19 protein-coding genes and 1 riboswitch are annotated in these 17,215 nt (G+C 36.2%); of the genes, 2 read left to right on the top strand and 17 right to left on the bottom strand.

Translation table 11 applies throughout. The features are described 5' to 3' along the window. From BN986_RS08140 to BN986_RS08105, 8 genes are all read right to left on the bottom strand, one after another. Complete coding sequence (locus BN986_RS08140) at positions 1-735, bottom strand: ABC transporter ATP-binding protein (RefSeq protein WP_040979350.1); 735 nt, start codon at positions 733-735, stop codon at positions 1-3. A 154-nt stretch (positions 736-889) separates the two neighbouring features. Beyond that, complete coding sequence (locus tag BN986_RS26945; RefSeq protein WP_148417095.1) at positions 890-1,174, bottom strand: hypothetical protein; 285 nt, start codon at positions 1,172-1,174, stop codon at positions 890-892. Positions 1,175-1,579: 405 nt separating this feature from the next. Next, entirely contained in the window at positions 1,580-2,170 is a 591-nt protein-coding gene (locus BN986_RS08130; RefSeq protein WP_040979348.1) for a TetR/AcrR family transcriptional regulator, read from the bottom strand. 220 nt (positions 2,171-2,390) lie between these two features. Further along, the gene (locus tag BN986_RS08125; RefSeq protein WP_052400701.1) at positions 2,391-3,455 is read right to left on the bottom strand and encodes a serine hydrolase domain-containing protein; all 1,065 of its coding nucleotides are present in this window, start codon (positions 3,453-3,455) and stop codon (positions 2,391-2,393) included. Between the two features lie 50 nt (positions 3,456-3,505). Continuing rightward, positions 3,506-4,081 (bottom strand): TetR/AcrR family transcriptional regulator, encoded by a 576-nt coding sequence (locus tag BN986_RS08120; RefSeq protein ID WP_040979347.1) that lies wholly within the window; start codon positions 4,079-4,081, stop codon positions 3,506-3,508. 237 nt (positions 4,082-4,318) lie between these two features. Further along, positions 4,319-4,969 carry a Vat family streptogramin A O-acetyltransferase gene (locus BN986_RS08115; protein WP_040979346.1) on the bottom strand — a complete coding sequence of 217 codons (651 nt, stop codon included), beginning with the start codon at positions 4,967-4,969 and terminating at the stop codon, positions 4,319-4,321. A 14-nt stretch (positions 4,970-4,983) separates the two neighbouring features. Then, positions 4,984-5,871 carry a Vgb family protein gene (locus BN986_RS08110; protein WP_074435669.1) on the bottom strand — a complete coding sequence of 296 codons (888 nt, stop codon included), beginning with the start codon at positions 5,869-5,871 and terminating at the stop codon, positions 4,984-4,986. A gap of 453 nt (positions 5,872-6,324) precedes the next feature. Then, positions 6,325-7,014: a MerR family DNA-binding transcriptional regulator gene (locus tag BN986_RS08105; protein ID WP_040979344.1), complete on the bottom strand. Its 690-nt coding sequence runs from the start codon at positions 7,012-7,014 to the stop codon at positions 6,325-6,327. A gap of 133 nt (positions 7,015-7,147) precedes the next feature. Between BN986_RS08105 and BN986_RS08100 the strand changes: the two genes are divergently transcribed. Then, a complete protein-coding gene (locus BN986_RS08100) occupies positions 7,148-7,639 on the top strand; it encodes a DUF6022 family protein (protein ID WP_074435642.1) in 492 nt (163 codons plus the stop codon). 499 nt (positions 7,640-8,138) lie between these two features. On the opposite strand, the gene pdxR is transcribed toward BN986_RS08100, so the two are convergent. Then, entirely contained in the window at positions 8,139-9,596 is a 1,458-nt protein-coding gene (pdxR, locus tag BN986_RS08095) for a MocR-like pyridoxine biosynthesis transcription factor PdxR (RefSeq protein ID WP_052400700.1), read from the bottom strand. Between the two features lie 138 nt (positions 9,597-9,734). On the opposite strand from pdxR, the gene BN986_RS08090 reads away from it, so the two are divergent. Continuing rightward, the gene (locus BN986_RS08090) at positions 9,735-10,646 is read left to right on the top strand and encodes a DMT family transporter (protein ID WP_040979343.1); all 912 of its coding nucleotides are present in this window, start codon (positions 9,735-9,737) and stop codon (positions 10,644-10,646) included. Between the two features lie 130 nt (positions 10,647-10,776). Here BN986_RS08090 and BN986_RS27335 read toward each other — a convergent pair whose 3' ends face one another. The 8 genes from BN986_RS27335 to BN986_RS26935 all read right to left on the bottom strand — a co-directional run bounded on the left by BN986_RS27335 (position 10,777) and on the right by BN986_RS26935 (position 16,710). Beyond that, the gene (locus BN986_RS27335; protein ID WP_187378538.1) at positions 10,777-11,670 is read right to left on the bottom strand and encodes a hypothetical protein; all 894 of its coding nucleotides are present in this window, start codon (positions 11,668-11,670) and stop codon (positions 10,777-10,779) included. A gap of 568 nt (positions 11,671-12,238) precedes the next feature. After that, entirely contained in the window at positions 12,239-12,553 is a 315-nt protein-coding gene (locus tag BN986_RS08080; protein WP_040979342.1) for a DMT family transporter, read from the bottom strand. Beyond that, complete coding sequence (locus tag BN986_RS08075; RefSeq protein WP_040979341.1) at positions 12,553-12,894, bottom strand: DMT family transporter; 342 nt, start codon at positions 12,892-12,894, stop codon at positions 12,553-12,555. Before BN986_RS08075 ends, BN986_RS08080 begins: the two co-directional genes overlap by 1 nt. A gap of 74 nt (positions 12,895-12,968) precedes the next feature. Then, a riboswitch (guanidine-I (ykkC/yxkD leader) is annotated at positions 12,969-13,068 on the bottom strand. A gap of 223 nt (positions 13,069-13,291) precedes the next feature. After that, positions 13,292-13,726, bottom strand: coding sequence for a WapI family immunity protein (locus BN986_RS08070; RefSeq protein WP_040979340.1), 435 nt, complete (start codon positions 13,724-13,726; stop codon positions 13,292-13,294). A gap of 23 nt (positions 13,727-13,749) precedes the next feature. Next, on the bottom strand, positions 13,750-13,917 hold the full coding sequence (locus BN986_RS26940; protein WP_157037067.1) for a hypothetical protein: 168 nt from the start codon (positions 13,915-13,917) through the stop codon (positions 13,750-13,752). Between the two features lie 129 nt (positions 13,918-14,046). After that, positions 14,047-14,496, bottom strand: a complete 450-nt coding sequence (locus BN986_RS08065) for a hypothetical protein (RefSeq protein WP_040979339.1) — start codon at positions 14,494-14,496, stop codon at positions 14,047-14,049. 613 nt (positions 14,497-15,109) lie between these two features. Then, a complete protein-coding gene (locus tag BN986_RS08055; RefSeq protein ID WP_040979337.1) occupies positions 15,110-16,447 on the bottom strand; it encodes a hypothetical protein in 1,338 nt (445 codons plus the stop codon). A gap of 14 nt (positions 16,448-16,461) precedes the next feature. Beyond that, positions 16,462-16,710 (bottom strand): hypothetical protein, encoded by a 249-nt coding sequence (locus BN986_RS26935; RefSeq protein WP_148417093.1) that lies wholly within the window; start codon positions 16,708-16,710, stop codon positions 16,462-16,464. Positions 16,711-17,215: the final 505 nt, after the last annotated feature.

The following is a 17,215-nucleotide window of genomic DNA, read 5'->3' as shown; positions in this document are numbered from 1 at the left end:
TTATAACTCCTCGTTAATCAGATTCATGACAATTTTGTTCAGGCCCCAATCGTTATTCTCTTTATATAAGGTGTTGAGTGGTCCCTCATAATGGATAGTGCCTTCATGAAGGATAATAATATCATCACAAAGAGCCACCTCCTCCATATTGTGGGAACTGAAAAGAACCGTTTTATTTTTTGCTTTCAAGTCCAAAACTTTTTCTCTGAACATGTTGGAGCCAATAATATCCAGTCCCGTCGTCGGCTCATCAAACAAGTAGATATCAGGATCATGAACCATTGACTTGCTGATAGCTACTTTTTGTTTCATCCCTTTTGAAAAATGCTTCACCCTTCTATTCATATATGACCCCATTTGAAAATCTTTTTCCAATAAGGAGATCCTTTTTTTCAGTATTGATTCGTCTAGCCCATAAAGGAACCCGTAATACTCTAAATGCTCTCTCACCGTCAAACGGTTATAAAGCCCTGTATCTCCTCCGAATAAAACCCCGATATTCTTTCGCTGGGATAAAGTTTTCGTTGATTGTGGCTCTCCCCCAATAAACAATTCCCCCTCGTCAATATCATGGAGACCGGCAATTATTCGTAATAACGTCGTTTTCCCAGCTCCATTTTTTCCTACAAGGGCTGTCAATTTACCAGATTGAACATGGATCGTGATATTCTTTAAAACCTCATGTTCAGCCTTTTTGTTTATAAAGCTTTTCTTCACATTGACTGCATCAATCATTTACATACCTCCATTTATTTACGCTTATACCAACTACCAAGGTAAAGCTGAGTCATTACTTCTATACGGAAAAATAAACTGTCCAGGCAGTTTATTTTTGTTTTTAAAAAATATATCTATTTTGAAGAACGAACGAGGCTAAATATGCATGCATTCAAGTATCCCACCAGCTGGTTTCCATATCAATTAGCCAGTGGCTTCGTAACATAAGTGCTCGCTCTACAGCGGCCAAAGCGCCACTAACCAAAAGTGTACGATTTAACCAATTTGGAAGAGCCACTGGTGACTCGAAAGTTCCAACAAGATCAGCAATAAAAGAAATCTGAGAGATTGTCGCTGCAAGCTGCGGAAGACCTAATAGTAAAGAAACCAGCAAAACCACGATAGCTATCTTACCAACAATGGCACTTACTCCCGGGAAACGTGCATCGAATCTCATCCGCAAGCCTTCTGTCGATAGGGGATCAGGGGCTAGCGGATGTTCTGTGCCCTCGTGAGTAACATAGTGCATACGTTTTAGTCCATATGTGCTTGTCGCTACTTCAATCATACCACCAGGCACTGGAAAAATAGCAGGAAGCTCTGACGTGGCCCAATGCTTACCATCGCGGTATAGTTCCGTAGTGGATTCCTCACTAAAGTAATTGACGTTTACAGCATATATGTGTACTATATCGTCGTCTTCACGCAATTTAGCGTAAAATAACGACCGTGAAAATAAATGTTTCAAGTGATAAGGTTCCAGTAAATGCCCATCCCCACGTTGTACTTTATGAACAATCTTCTGACTCTGCCAGCGACGGAATTGACGAAACATAACCCACCTCCTTTTCTTTATTTCCGTTTATTCTTCATCATGTAGCAAACCATCAAAAAATAACTCAATGGATAAGTCAAATAGTTGATAAAACGTTTCTGAATCATATTTATTATAAACTACTGTCATTCCGCCAATGACAGAGTTGAATACAATAGCTAAGTCTTGAGCGGACGAATGCTTAATAACATGTTCCTGAATCCCCCAAGCAAAAAGATCTTCATAAAACCTTAATGGAGCGTCAAGAATTTGCCGTATCTTATCCGAATGATCTTTATCTAAATCTGGATTGCTCATAAAAAACTCTTGTGACACTTGTAAAATTGGATTATTAAAATGTTCCAGGTAATGATACGCAATACCAACGATGGATTCTCTAAAGGTGGGATAATTTTGTTTTTTTGCTTGCCACTCTTTTTCCCACTCGACTGTGTCATATTCTAGAACGGATACAAATAAATTCTCTTTATTGTTAAAATGATAATAAATACTGCCTTTACTAATGCCAGCATGCTGAACAATTTCCGAAAATGATGTAGCATTATATCCCTTTTGGATAAATAGTTCTCTTGCTTTTTCAATGATAAGCGTCTTTTTTTGTTCACTCTTATTTGACATAGGAATCCCCCTTAAAACTGTCCAACCGGTTTAATTATAAGTGGATTATGTTTTGTTGTCAATGCTTTGTCTCAGGTGATCTCTTTTCCTCTACTGATGCTCTAATCGCAGCATAATACTCCTTTTCAACCATAAAATCCTCTTTAGATAATTAAATCCAAAGAGGAAGATAACATCATTTTTATAAATAACTTAAAAAAATACATATAATGATCATTCTTCAAGAAATCGCTTTAATAATTTTGATTATGGCATTAAAAGCCGCACTATGTCCAAAGCCGCTACATTGATTAATCGTCCCTGTAAAATAAATGTCTCGTTCAGGGTTATAAAAGGCAAAAGCACCCGATTGTCCCCAAAAACCGAGTATTTCCTTAATTGGATTTAACGGTGACAGGATCCGTGGTGTCCACAATCTCTCTAATCCAACACCATAATAGAATTGCCCAGGGAAAAAGATCCTGTTCCATTGCTTGAGTTCTTCCAGATCCTCCTTTGGGAAAAAACGCGCATGGAAAAAAGCTTTTAAAAATTTCATTGTATCTTTAGCTGTGGATACGATACCTCCTTCTGTAGCTACAGAAGACATATACAGTGGGAGTTGCAAAGCGTTGGATTTATAATATAAAGGCGCAGGTGTTGTATCGTGAACATCTTCATATACATACGTTTGTGATAGCTCTAACGCATCAAAGATAAACGTTTGAAACACTTCTGATATGCTTAATCCGGTAACATTCTCCACAATCCTTCCAAGGAGTTGATAGTTTGTATCTGAATAATTAACTTTTCCTTTTTGTCCGGGTTTAAATTTCGGTTTTTGTTTTTTTACTAACTCCAATGTTTTCTCTAAACCCCAACTTTCATCATGACCATTAAAAAGCTGTGTAGCTACCGTTTTTCCATTCGATTGCTTACAGGCAAAATAATCTGGTATACCTGATGTATTAGAAATTAAGTGTTTAATGGTAATGTCATCGGAATAGTCAACGCCGTCCAGAACATGAATGCCACGAACGATACCGTCAGACAAATAATTTGCTATCGGACCTTCTAGTTGCAACCGATTTTCTGATCTTAATTTCAAAACAACCGCTGTAACATATAATTTCGTAACACTGGTAATAAAATATGGATCATATTTTTCCAAGTTCCCCGCTGCACCAACCCATGAAAAATCATTATCTCCTTGTTCCACACACAGTACAGCTCCGAAATTATTTCTTTTCTTCACCATTTGTTGAGTTGTATGATGCAAAAAAGTTTCATTGAACTTATAGGTCATCTGCATCCCCTCCCTTCTTGACAAGTTATCGACATTTGACTACAGTTGCTTTATTCCTTTTTCTTACGCAGATGCGTGGCAGTGACAATATCTTCAGCAACACTATCTAACATCTCTTTCATTTTTTCTATACCTACCTTTTCAGGAAATAACCCATTAGCAACCATGACAGATATCCCCATTTGAAAGGCTCTCATTTTAAATAAAATAGTCTGCAGCTCCTCATCTGTAAAACCTTCAAGCTCTGAGTCCTTTTTCATATGTGTAACAAGGCTATTCTCCATCTCTTGATCATAGTCCAGTAAATAATCATTCTGTTTCATAACAAAATCTCTAAACAGTACGGGATACATTTTAGCAAACTGGAGACTGGCAACACCTATATCACTAAATGGATTTCCAGTATTATTTTCATTCAATAAATGGTGACTTACATTAACCACTTTTTTTACTACTGCTTGTTTCAGTTCCTGCACATCATTGAAATTAACATAAATCGGAGCGATGGAACTCCCTAATTGATCAGCAACTTTTCTGATGGTTATACTGTCCATCCCATCTGTTTTAGCAATATGAAAAGCTGCATCAACAATTTGTTCTTTGGAAAACTTATTTTTTGGTGCCATCATGGTTTCTCCTTCGATAACTATTTTTAATCGATATATATCTGTTGATATATATCGTATGTTATATATTATAAATAATGATTAGCATATGTCAAGGTAATTGCGAACAGTGATGCAAAGGAGCTTTTAAAAATCTAATAAAATAATCTAGTATGTGAGAGGTTATCTACTTTAAAACATAAAGGAAGCCGTTTTGAAAAAGATTAATCAAAACAGCTTCCTTCTTTATAAAAATAATTAATTATCAGCTTTAGAAATTTTCTTAAGCACTTCCATATCTAAACGAAGAATAGCATCCATATGATCGTTAATCACCTGAATTTCTAAATCCCACCATTTTATCTGTAATAATTCTTTTATTTTAGATTCAGTGAACCTTTTTTTGATCTGCTTGGCAGGATTTCCTCCCACAATGGTGTAAGGTTCTACATCTTTTGTGACAATAGAGTTAGCTCCAATAATCGCTCCATCCCCTATGGTTACACCAGGCATAATAACAGCATCCATGCCAATCCAAACATCATTTCCAATAACCGTATCTCCCTTTAAAGGCAGCATATCCAGCGTAGGTGTATGCTTCTCCCATCCATTTCCAAAGAGATTAAACGGAAAGGTAGAACCATCCATGCGGTGATTTGCTCCATTCATGATGAAAGTAGCTCCAGGTCCGATGGAAGAAAATTTCCCGATAATCAATCGATCCCCTATCAATTCATAATGGTATAAGACTTGGTCCTCAAAAACCTCTCCGGATTTGCTGTCATAATACGTATACGCGCCAGCTTCTATATTCGCTTTTGTCAGTGAGGGTTTGATAAACTGAACATGTTTATTTCCCGCTATCGGATATATTTGATTCGGGTCTGGTCCTTTTATTCTTTCTGCCATACACTCACCTTCTTTTATGAATTTTTTCTAATACAGCCAATTTTATTACTCTCTAAGGCAAACCAAACTTCTCCATTTTGATCACATGTGATGCCATGTGGCTCCGCAGATGATGTCGGAATGTTATATTCATTTATTTTTCCATCTACAACCGAAATTTGGCCTATTTTATTTGCTCCCCATTCCGTAAACCACATGTCATTATTTTTTCCTGCAGCAATCGCATGTGGACGTGAATTTGAAGTTGGAATATCATACTCTGAAATTTTTCCATCAAGCGTGATTCGACCTATTTTATTTCCTATAATTTCAACAAACCAGATTGCATCATCAGCACCATTAGCGATACCCACAGGACCTGATGCAGGTGTTGGTATGGAATATTCTGTTAGCTCTCCTGTGTCCGTCATCTTCCCAATGGCGTTATTTTGATTCTCTGTAAACCAAAGAGCATTATCAGGACCTAAAGTAATAAAAGCAGGATAAGCCTTCTTATTGGGTAAGTCATATTCATCAATCTTACCGTCAGCAGTCAGCTTTCCAATACGGGCTCCATTCATTTGCGTAAACCAAATATTGCCGTTTGGACCTTCTGTTATCCCATACGGCTCTGAATCAGGCTGTGGCAATGAGTACTCTGTAAAACCACCCGCTGTGGTTAGCCTCCCTATTTTATTAGCAGCATTTTCTGTAAACCAGATTTCACCGCTAGAAGAAACAATTAAGCACATCACTTTAGCATCTGGAGTAGGTACTGCATACTCTTTTATCTCTCCATTTTTATCGATGCAGCTGATTTGGTTTGCTTTATGTTGCGTAAACCAAACACTTCCATCTTTTGCCGCTGCAATACCGTAAGGACCAGAGTCGTTTTTTTCAACTGCATATTCTGTTATATTCATTTTCAAATTAACTTCTCCCCTATTTGATTTATTGATTTCTTATGCTACATTTCCTAAATGTAGCATCTAGCTGTAATGAATATAGGCATAAAAACCCCCTATCCATTTCTGAACAGGAGGTAATCATACATAACAAAAAATACTTTTTAATTATGATGAAGTACATAATGAATCACATTCAGAAAATACAATGTTATACAAGCTGGGTTTCTGAATAGGTTAATCATGCACAAATATTTTTTCCATTCCACACTATTTGAGTGAAAAAACACAGATGTATCCTATCCAGAAAACGTTTCGTAACTATAACGAATGTTTTTCTTATCAATAGGATTAATAAATCATGTGCTCTATTCACCCTTTCAAATTTTATCTATTATTAAGTTTAAACATAATAATTTATATAATCAAGTTGTGCTCAGTACATTAAAATTTTCTGAAGTGCAAATAATACTAAATGTGTTTTAAATAATTTATTAGTCGATATAAATGATGAGCGCCTTTCAATTGCTCTTCATTTCTTTTATTAAGTAATCTTTCTACGTGTAAGATGATAAGCTTGATCTCGTCAACACTATCTCCAAGCTTTAATTTGTCTTTTAATTCAACTATTTCGCTAGAGTAATTAATACTTTTCACTATTTTTAAAATTCCTGCTTTGATGTACCCGCTTTCTGAATAATGCCTATATGGATTGTCAGCATCCCTCATTGACATAATATATCCTTCCTTCTCCCAATATCTTATTGCTGTAGTAGAAACAGCAAATTCTTTAGATAGGTCGCCAATTCTCATAAGCTTTTCATCATGTTGATTCATTTCTTCTGCTTTTTCTTTTAATTTACATAGCAACTCATAATCTGTCCTATTTTGAACATGGACATTATTTAATAACCATAAGGCATCATCTATGGATTCATTTTGAATATCAGACATGATATTTGAGATGACTTCAAATGAATAACCAATAGACATAGCTTGAACCGTCTCGAAATAAATGAAATGGACTTGATGATATTTACGATATCGATTATTTGTACGATCAGGTCGAGGCACTAAACCTTTATCCTCATAATATCGCAGCATATTAGTGCTAATATTTAATTTCTTTGCAATTTCAATTGGTTTATATAATTGTTCCATATGCATCAACCTTTAACTAAGTTGTTTAATTAAAAGAAACAAATCCTATTATATCAAGCTTTTAATAATAAAACCTTCCTATTGGCTTTAATGTGTTATGTTTTAATTGTATTCTAAAAAGGAGGGTTTTTGTATGAATTTAAATCAAGATATGACAATTCAAATGCTAACTGATGAGCTTGCATATTATGTAGAAGAGAATTGGAAAACCGTATTGGAAGAAAATCAAGATGAATTATTTCGACTATTTCCTGAATACGAAGATGCTACCTATGGGATGTACCTTGATAAACTTCTACCTCCAGCTTGGAAGCAAGTTGAAGAAAATGGATTCCGTTCCAATGCAGAACTAAAAGAAGATGACTTTGTTATAGCAGGTTTCTTGAAGTTTCGTAACTCGATCGAAAAAGTGAAATGGGGAGGAAGCTCACATGAATATCGTGTATTTTGGATTACCATAATAAACAGCAATCATGAGGAGATTGGGACGTTACTCTTTGAGTTGCCTCATTCGCATAAAAATTTTCATATCCCCGACTCGCCAAAGTTCACTTACACCTATAAAATAGATAAACGGGAGATTAGACAAGAAATTATCGCATTAATGGAAGAAATATCACATTAAGCAATCGCAGTTGAATTTGCTAAAGATGAGCTGCTAGTATGAAAGAGAATTAAGTTCGCTCTCTAACATATTATAGCTCGCTTCACTCCAAAACAGCTAATAACGACAAAACGTAATTTGTCGTTATTAGCTGTTTTATAATTTGTCTTTGACAGATACTTTTTATACAAGATGACTCGACGTATTAATTTTATCTTTTTAAGAATGGTGACATTTAAAAAAACTAAAACCACGCTTTTTTCCGGCTTCCTCCTGCTTGTCAGGGGCCATCTCTTTCACTATTTGTGTAATTTGCCACTCATAATCATACGGATCCACCGCTGTAAATAATCAACCTCACCAGAATTCATTCATCGGTTCCGTAGTAATTACGCAAATTTTTTCTTTAAAAAATGCATAAACTTCATCTAAATCTCTCATTTCAATGCATTTTTATACCTTTATTTTATAACGTTAAAGCAAGTGCGAAAGTTTCTTGAGAAAGGGAAGAGATACAAAGCTATTTCAACGGATAACATGTCGAATAACTTTCATGTTTTAGTTCAACCTTATTATTTTTAATGATTTCACTAAGTTCAAATATCCCCTCTTCAATTTCATCTAGCGAAGCAAAGCCATAGGATAAGCGTATAAATTGTCCTGTTTGTTCTTTATAGATACTTCCGGGATTTATAACGACTCCTTTAGACAGCGCCTTTTCAAATAGTTTTTTTACCTTGAAGGAATAATTTATCTTAATCCATATAAAAAATCCACCTTCAGGAATATTCCAAGTAGCATAGAAACCTAAATATTTGTCTAACGTATCTAACGCTTTTTTCCGACGAATTCTTAGTTGCTGCCTGACATTTTCAAGATGACGCTCATACATTCCACCGGATAACCACATTTCCGCTGTAAGCTGCGATAATGTACTTGACCCATAATCCAATTGCATTTTCAAATCTGCCAATCGGTCAATAACGGATTCTGGACCAACTATCCATCCAATACGTAATCCAGGACTTAATGTTTTGGATAAACTTCCAATATATAAAACATTGCCATGACGGTCCCTGGCTTTTAACGGTTCTGGAGGTATGTTCTCCATCCATAAATCACCGTACACATCATCTTCAATAACAGGAATCTGCTCTCTGATGCAGTATTCCATTAATTCCTCTCTTCTGCTTTCCTCCATTAAGATACCGGTTGGATTATGAAAGGTCGGAATGGTATATAAAATATTTCTTCCTGCTTCCTTCGTTTGGAAAATGGAATCAACCTTGACCCCTTTATTATCCATGGGCAATCCATCCAAATCCATTCCGGCTGATTGAAAAACAGATAACGAATAAAGATAAGAAGGTTCTTCCAAGAAGACTGTTGATTTTTCCTTTAAAAGACCAATAGAAATAAGATGCAAGGCTTGAAGCGCACCGGAAACGACTAAAATAGAAGGCGGTGACACATGCACACCTCTTTCCTTCAGATAATTGCTAATGGCCTGGCGTAACTTCCTATTCCCTTTCGGCTCTTCATATCCAAACGGAGTCAATTGGTTCGAGACCTTTTGGATGATCTCCTGCATCTCATTTAAAGGGAATAACTCTGGTGATAATTCTCCTTTACTTAATTGAATGAAACGATTATCCGATTCCGCTTCATTGATTTCTTGCACGGTGGAAACACTCGGTTTATGAATACCCTGCGTTACGTTTCTATTCCAATTGGTTGAAAAATGGCTTCCCATCAAGGTCCACGTATTATTAGTAACGACGGTCCCTTTCCCTGCTATACCTTTTATCAGTCCATCTGCGATTAATTCCTCTAATGCTATGATAATTGTACTCCGATTGACTCCAAACATTTTTGCCAAATGACGCTGGCTTGGTATTTGGCTTCCGATTGCCCACTCCCCTTTGGATATTTTCTCTTTTATAAAATCAATAATAATTTGATATTTTGGCTTTTTCATAGGTACTCCTCTTCCAAGCCCATTTAAACTGGTTGGATTTTTTCTTTTTCATCTGTTGCAGACATTTTAACACAGCCATATTAACATAAGAAACATCGCTATCAGCTGGTTGTATTTAAAAACAAATGAGGTGTCCATATGTTAAAATCATTTCATGTAAAAATTGCTGCTGCCCATTTCGTAACCATTATCTTATGGGCATCCGCGTTTCCCGGAATCCGGGCTGCTCTCACTGCTTACTCACCAGAGTATATCTCTCTTTTACGATTATTAGTTGGCTCATTAGCATTAATTTTCGCAGCATGCATCAAAAGGATTCGCTTGCCAGAACGCAAAGATATACCTGTTATTTTATTATTAGGATTTCTGGGATTCTCTGTTTATCAAACAGCTCTTAATTATGGAGAACAAACGGTTAGCGCCGGAGCTGCCAGTTTATTGGTTTCCACAACACCTATATTCGCAGCTATATTGGCCTTGTTATTTTTTCGTGAAAAATTTGGGATTTGGGGTTGGATGGGTTCTTTTATCAGTTTTTGCGGTGTAGCATTTATCGCGTTAAGTGACTCAGCCGGTAAATTTTCATTTAATGCTGGCGTTATCCTTATTTTAATTGCATCCCTTTCCGAAAGTATTTATTTTGTTTTTCAAAATACTTATTTAAAAAAATATGGATTTTTTGCATTCACGATATATACGATTTGGGCAGGCACGCTTTTCATGTTGATCTTTTCACCAGGGCTTGGAGAGGCAATCATAAACGCTCCAGTGGACGCAACGATGGCAGTGGTTTACCTGGGACTCTTCCCAACGGTTATTCCATACTTTACACTAGCATACATTACTTCCAAAACAGGTGCATCAGAGGCAACAAGTTCGCTTTATTTAACACCTGTTTTTGCTTTTCTTATTGCATGGATTTGGCTGGACGAGATTCCTCATTTCTTTGCCATTGCTGGTGGTATCATTACTTTAACTGGAGTATTTATATCAAATATGAAGAAAAAGGTTGGATTAGAGGTCAGCCAGACATCCGTGAAAAAAATGTAAAGAGAGCATCCAATTGGATGCTCTCTTTACAACAGTAATAATGATCCTGTAGCTATTTGAGAAATGCGGGAGCTATAGCTTATCATTGTTTTTGCTTCTGTTTATGACCCGCATTCTGGATTGATTGGTATTATCTTTTTTCATCGATAGGATATAAGGAATATTCCCATTGATGTGTACATTCTTCCAGCATATAATATCCTCGTTCCTCATTTCGTACTATACTTGAACACTGTTGAGCCGGAATATCTCCTGTCCCATTTTCATTGGTTATGTCAATCCACTCTTGGTCTGCCGCTTCATCATACCGTATTGTTAGCGTATTTCCATTCACGCTGATAGTTTGTCCACTCTCTTTCTTTTCAGCTTTATCCATAAATTGCTCGATGACTTCCTCCATATTTTCTGTCTCCTCTGTCTCCTCTGTCTCTTCTGTCTCTTCTGTTTCTGTTGAGGCTTGGGAAGCATCTAAATAAATATCCTCCGTTCCCCTCCATGTATAGAAACGAACTGAGTTTGCTGTTAACCACTCTTCATCACCTAGCCCCAAAGCACTTTCCGCATCGGCACCGCCAGGAGGGTGATCCGTGCCTTGTACAACCATGGAAAAGGATTGATCCTCCAATTGTTTGCCAAAAAAACCAAATTTCGTCTTGTAAAAATCATAGTAATAGGTTGTTTCTCCTAAAGTAAAGTCACGATATACGATTGCCAGCGGCGGCTGATCGTATGGTGAATCTATTTTCGTATAACTATAACCCCTTAACCCGACCATGAAACCATGAAATAACAGGATAGGTATAAAAATAAAAAGACCCGCAATTGTCCATACTTTAGGAAGGTTTGAAGGAATAGGGAGCTTGGCACGAAAACCAATTACAGTAAGAACAACAAGGTTTATAACCATAGGAATGACATATCCGGTTGGTTTTAAAAAAAGTAAGATATAATCTGTATAATGTATGACCATAAGGATCAAATCCATGATTCCTAACATAATGAGTATCCATTTTGTTTTTGTCATAAGATTAAGATTCCCCATTCTCCTCCATTTTCTGTGAAATGGTTTCTTCTAATCCGTACACCTTTAAAAAATCTAAAGATCCCCGGTCTTGATAGAAATAAACAACCACCTTTACCCAATCCCGTAAAAAGCGAATCAAGATAAACTTTATACGAATGATACACGATGATAACCAAAATATATCACATAAAACGAAACTTCATTCAGTGGGAGCTTTTCGACGCACAACTCTTTACGATGGGACGAGTAACCGCAGTCCCAGTCCCAGGATGTGCTAGTGCAGACGTTGCGACAACGGGTTTCGATGGGGTGAGTAATCGCAAAAGCTCTTCGGTGGGGCGAGTAATCGCAATGGTTTTCGATGGGACGAGTAATCGCAGTCCCAGCCCCAACCCCAGGACGTCGCGAACTTAGTCTGCTTCCTTCATTCTCCCACTGAATTAGCCTAAGTGATTCAGGGATTTAGCGCCCGTTATCTCCCGCCTAAATTAATTTATTTTCGCTCTTTATTTTGAGGCGGGAGTTTTACGGGCGGTTCTCCGTGATAAACAACTACTTATTTCACTTATTAAGTAATTAGTTTAAGTCCGATTACGGAGCATAGAACCATCGCTATAAAGACCATCCGCTTCCAGTCTTTTGATTCTCCATAAAATATCATGCCAATAAGGGCGCCGCCCACAACACCAATTCCTGTCCAAATAGCATAACCAGTTCCCATAGGGATGAATTGCAAGGAATAACTGAGTAATGCAAGACTGGAACCAAACCCTAAAATAAGTAAAATAACAGTTTGCCAATTCCGTTTTACAGAAAGCTGGTTGATCATAGCAACACCAAATGTCTCTAGTAATCCTGCTATAATTAAAGTAAACCAAGCCATCAGACTTCAGCCCCTTCCTTTGCCTTATCTGGTGTGACTAATTTCAAACCGATCACTCCAAATAATAATGTGGTTATTAAAATTATTTTTTCCCATTTAAATGCTTCTCCAAAGAAAAGAATTCCAGCAATAACCGTGCCCGCTGTCCCTAAGCCTACAAATACAGCATAAACGGTACCAGCCGGCAGCACTTGAGCTGCTGTGATCATTAAATAATTACTGACGATGACCAAGATAATTGTTCCGGTCCATGTCCAAAAATCATAGGAATGCGTCAGGCCGATTACCCAGAATATCTCTAAAAAAGCTGCTATAAATACTTTAATCCAGTTCCCATTCACTAAGAACACCTCCAATTGTATTATTTCCAAAAAACGAATTAAAAAAAGCCCTGAGAGACAACTGTCCAAACAGCTTCTCCCGGGCTTTTATCCCTCCGTGACACAGTAATTCCCTGTGTGTTTTCTCTCGGACCAGACCAACATGCGATGTGCGGAACCCTAGAAAACATTTGATTTATTTTATTTATTCCATTTCTTAATTATCATGCATATACCGATTTAACAATGATTTAAGCCTACTTTTCAACAAGATAGCTTTTAAGCAGTATAAATATTGTATGTGACTCTCTTTATAGCGATTTTCATATCGCTATAAAGAAATCCTCCATAGAAACCATATCAAAAAGAAGAAAGGGTTGCAACATATTCAACAGACGTAAACCCACCAAGAATAGCTTTATGACTGCTCACCTATAACAGGAAATGTATAGATAATATCTTCTAATTCTTTCATTAAGTGATCTAAATAGGATTGATTTGCTAAAAATTTAAAGCGAAGTATAGCACCACTTCCTGCTGGATAACAAGTTTCTCCTGACCATGCAATATGACCTAACTGATTCATTTTACATTCAAAATGGATAAAACCATCTAAATTTTTCAATATAGCTTTTCCTGTTAAATGCCTATTCATTAATTTCAGATCATTGACAAAATCTCTAATGTCATCTGTTCTTAGACTCGCATTAAAATCAACATAATACCCTGGAATTTCAACTTTTATAGTAGAATTAATCCAGTTTCCATCCCAATAATCGGAACTATTTGGGTATTCACGATCTAGGAGATCTATTTCTACTTTCGCCTTCTCGCCTAACAAATGGAACTTCATTTAACCACCCCATCACTTCATTTTCACAATTTCATTGCCTCTGACTGTACGGAAAAATCAAAGTCATCCGGTATATTTTCTGGCATACTGGCAATCGAATCGACAGGATCTGTTTCTGGTTCATTTGTTTCCAATTGGTCGCATGCACATAGAGAAAACCAAAGCAGAATAAAAAGGAATAACTTTTTCATTAGAGGACCTACCTTTACAAAATAATGGTATTCTATTTCAGTTCACCCTTATTGAAAGAATTTTTTGGATGCAGGCTTGGAACGCTTACTTTAACAATTGCACCGTTTTGTTCAAAAATCATTTCCGTTCTAAAGGAATATCTCCCAAAATTCTCGATCTTCTAAGACTAAGTCATAAGGACTTTTTATATCCGGCCAATGAATACTTCTTTTTCTAAAAAGGGCTAAATTTTCTTCCCCATTCAAAGAAGTAAAATACTCTACAGCTTGACTATTCTGCATTACTTCGTCTATATATGCGTATAATATAGTTAAACATTTTTCTTTTTCAGTAGTACCTCTAATTTGATTTTTTAAAGGAATTTGATTAGCGCATGCTGCTACTTGATACTTGTATGAAAAATGAGAACTATACGAAAACCTGCATTTGATTTCGCTATCATAATTATTTTCAAAATATAAATGCGTAAAATCTAATTCCGTTCTAAAGATATTCGGCTGATAGGATGAGACAGGATTGGAACCAAATGAACCTTTAGGTAATTTCATTGGTGAAGCAAGATAAATATACTGTGTCATTATCTTTCCCCTCCTTTTATATAGCTTTATTCAATAACCCTGCCCCGTCGTTGAAGTAATATCAATTAAATAATAATAACCTGCCTAAAGACACAGATTAATAATCTGATATTTTAATATCCTTATTCGAACATTTACTACAAATGATTGGAACATTCTCCCATTCAAAACTCTTTCTGGGCAAGGTTTGCGTTTTTAAATGACTGGGCGGAAAATTCCACTTTATCCAACATTTTTCACCGGTTTCTATGATTTTATCGCAATGATCACAATGAAAATGTTTGTCTGTATTATTATACATAATGAAGCTGCCCCCTCTCCGGTATTATTTAGTTAAGAAAAAAATATCAGCATTTATAATAAAAGCCTATTAAGACCTTCTATCATATACTGACATTTTACCTTCTATAATCAATAGCCGTCATGCTTTGTCTATCAACTTTATCGCAGTGTAACTGGCCGGGGCTGGAGAGTGAGGCTGGGACCACGATTACCAATGTAGTAAAAGACTGAATCATTATTGATCCAATCTGTATTTTTCTTACCATCGCATCTAAAGTTTTAATTGTCTTCTCCTTCGCATATAGAAAGAAATTTATTTTAGAAGTAACAGCTACTCAAATTCTACCGTTTCCAGTATACCGGGCATATCCTGCTCAACCATCTGTGAAAATTGATTTCCTGTTTCAATATACGGTTCTTCATAAAGCTGTTCCGGCATCATTCCAGGTCTTGTATATACCAATACAACATCATTCCCGGCTGCAATATACCCTTCAAAGCCCGGCCAATCTTCGTAGTATGCTTCTACTTCATTCTCATCTATTCCTTCAATCACTTCAATGGAAAATAAATCTCCAATATACATCCCGTCTTCAACCATGCTAAATACAATCGATTTAGACGGTTCTTTAATCAAGTGATCATAATAATCTTCGGTTTCTCTTACAGAATACTTACCTTCCCATGATTCTGGCAGCTCTACAGAAAAACCATATTCTTCATCCATGTATGTTAAAGCATTCATTGCTTCAGCTGACTCACCAAAAACGTGTGAGGCTGTTTCTTGTACCGGCTCATTGGCCGCCTCTTCATCGTAACTGCTGCCTTGAAATCCTTCTATTTCATCCCAGGGCAATTCAACGCCAACAATGCCTTCCGATTGTGCAAAAAGCGAATTATCTTGCGGGATATATACTGTAAGTGCTTCTTCGCTTAAAGTAAATGAATCATAATCATTTTCCAAAGGATCGGTTACTTCATACGCCGCTTCCATATAATAATCTGATACAGGGTCTTCTCGATATTCAGCAAATTTATCATCTGTAATAAGTTTTTGAGCTGCCAATTCAGCTATTTCATCTAAAGATGTTGCATGTTCATTTAATACCTCTTCTAAGGTAATAACGCTATCATTTCTCAAATCAAAATTTATTGTATTACTTACTAAAAGGCTATTGGCAGCTGCATAATATACGTTATCCTCAAAATAGACAGATACAAAATCTGAAGAAATAATCGGCTCCTCAAAAGTTCTGATAAAGCTATGTTTAACACCAAAAGAATTCTCATAAAACGCATCATTTTCATCAACGTCTTTCTCACGCTCAAAAATGTCTTCCATTTCACTTGATATAATGTCATCTAAAGGAGCATAGGAAAAATGAGGGTATTCTACTGTTATTTCTTTAACATCATTCGTATCTTCTAATACAATCGTCTCATAATTTTCTGGTTTGCTGTCCAAATTTTCTTCTATATCTTCTTCCTCTATCATTGTTTCTTCTACTTCTTCAGGCTCTTCTTCAACACTTTCGCCTGATTTTTCTTCATTCTCGGATTGATGCCCGTTTTCTGCTTCTGCAGCAGTAGATAACGCTTCTTTATTACTACAACCACTCATTACTAGAAATAAAATAGCAAGTGGTATGATGACATATACCTTTTTCATAGTCGTTTTCTCCTTCATATAAATGATACCGTAAATATTTTCCTGCACCTCATCGAATGATCGGCAGTAATGAAAATTACCAGATTTTCTTTACTTAGGTCTGACATGATGGGACAGACGATAAAACCTGGTAAAACATAGATTTGCTGCATATGTACCTTAAACTTCATCATTGCTTTCACTGCAAATAACCCATCACATATCTCTACTGTCCCCCAACTGTACTCACTGTTTCTTCCCGGTTTCTTTGCTAAGCAAAACACAAATAAAACTTTAGAACTAATTTCACATACCTAAAAAATACAAAAAACAAAAAAATCACAACTTAAGAACCATTTTATATCATATAACTAACGTTAAATTATGTAAATAGGCAGGATAATAAATATGGCAAAGTTTTATTAAAAACGCCTAATATGATTCATTTTTTTAAACTATCCGCTATTTCAGTTAAGGATGAATCACTTGGAATCTATTTTCAGTCGACATCCCGAGGCTGTTGGATGAGGTTGAAAGAGAGGAATGATATCTATTTTTGCTGATTGAAGAAAGTAAAATCTTTGTAATGGTAGGAATATAAAACAAAACAATCAGATTGAATCACTTTTGAATTCAATCTGATTGTCTATAGGTAAAAAGCGAAGATTATATCACCATATAACCATTAATTTTGAGTCGTTATACATAAGCAGAAATTAGAATGGAAAAAGTTATTCTATTTCTGCAGGCATGATTGTCTGTGTTCCTACCGACTGTTCATTTTCAACC

Origin of the sequence: Oceanobacillus jeddahensis, assembly GCF_000750635.1 — a bacterium.
GTDB lineage: Bacteria > Bacillota > Bacilli > Bacillales > Amphibacillaceae > Oceanobacillus > Oceanobacillus jeddahense.
This window is presented reverse-complemented; position numbering and strand designations above follow the sequence as displayed.